This window comes from Dysgonomonas sp. HGC4 (assembly GCF_001261715.1).
In the GTDB taxonomy this organism is placed as follows: domain Bacteria; phylum Bacteroidota; class Bacteroidia; order Bacteroidales; family Dysgonomonadaceae; genus Dysgonomonas_A.
This window is the reverse complement of sequence record NZ_CVRU01000081.1, coordinates 1-1,501: the sequence shown is the minus strand read 5'-3', so window position 1 is coordinate 1,501 and position 1,501 is coordinate 1. Positions and strand designations below refer to the sequence as shown.

Annotated in this window: 1 protein-coding gene; it reads right to left on the bottom strand. The window is 30.5% G+C overall.

What is annotated here, in order from left to right:
* Positions 1–13 precede the first annotated feature (13 nt).
* Complete coding sequence (locus tag HGC4_RS07840) at positions 14–1,159, bottom strand: toxin-antitoxin system YwqK family antitoxin (protein ID WP_050709576.1); 1,146 nt, start codon at positions 1,157–1,159, stop codon at positions 14–16.
* Between the last annotated feature and the right edge of the window lie 342 nt (positions 1,160–1,501).

Here is a 1,501-nt window from a genome sequence, read left to right as displayed (position 1 = left end):
GCACTTTCTTTTTTTAATATTCTGTATTTGAATTAGGCTTCTTAGAGTCAATTAATTTACCACTACTATACGTTTCTTCTTTGTATATGGTTCCATTTATATACCCATATGTCCATTTACCATCTTTCTGCCCGTTTATATATTTACCCCTTGACTTCACATTTTTATTATCTCTGAAAATTTCGGCATATTCACCATCTTTTTGCCCTTTATCATTATTATTGTAGGTTTCAATATAATTACCACCATTACTACTTGTGAAATATGTAATTTGCTTACCTATTTGTTTACCATTTACATAGTTATGTTCCGATTTTATGGCGCCCTCCGCTGTATATTTTTTTATTACACCGTTTTCTTTGCCTTTTAGATAATTGCGTTCAGTCTCAATATTACCACTAGGATAATATGTTATCTTCTTTATTAATTCACCATCTTTATAACCTTCTGTGAGCTTTTTGGTCCCATCTGTTTTGTTGTATTCCCATAAACCGTTTTTTTGACCATTCAGGTAGCTACCTTTTTCTTTAATAGTACCATTGTCATATACCTCTGAAAATTCACCTTCGCGTAACCCATTTTTATAGAAAGCAGTTTGCAAATAATTAATATTATTTCCTGTAATATTCATGATGGATTTACCTTCTGCCTTGCCATTTTGGTAGTTGATTTCGGACCATAGTTTGCCATTTTCATTGTAACTGCGATCTATACCGTCTTCAATTCCATTTTTCCATTTTTTTTCAGACTTTATACTTCCATTTGGATAATAGTTAAATACAGTGCCGTCTATTACGCCTTTTACAAAGTCTGCTTTACTTTGTATCTCTCCATTAGGATAATAGTGTATATTTTCCCCGTCTTTATAACCATCAATATAGTTGAGAACTTTGACTAATTTATTATCCTGAAAATACTCCCACTTTCCAGTGGAAATACCCTCTTTAAATTCGGAGTCAATGTATTCGGTAGAGTAACCTGTGATAATTCGTACTTTACCATTTATTACGGAATCTTGTTGATTTGGTTTATGAGCAAATTGACGACCATCACCTAGATTTATTATTTCAATGTTGTTGATGGTTAATCTTTCTTGTGCATAAGGAGTAAAAGTACTGGTTAACGAAAAAATAAATAATAATGTAAGAAGATGTCTCATTGTGAGTTTGATGTGTGTTTATTGTTAGTTAAATACATAAGTAAATCGAATTGCAAAGATAGAAAAAATAAGTAAGGGTTAAATTTCTCTGAATGGTGTGAAGTTTATCGGATGTCTTTGTTTAAATTAGATTGAATATAGTTGATTGATATACAATGTGTTATTAATGTGTCTGTAGTCTGCTTTTTGTTATATAAATAGTTAGATTGAAAGTCATAAAATATAAAGTTTGTTTCAAAAAGGAGAATTTATAGAATCAGTTTGCTACAAAAAAGAAATGGTTGTCATCCCGACAACCAATCTTCATTATTAACCTTAAATCTAATACTATGAAAAACACAT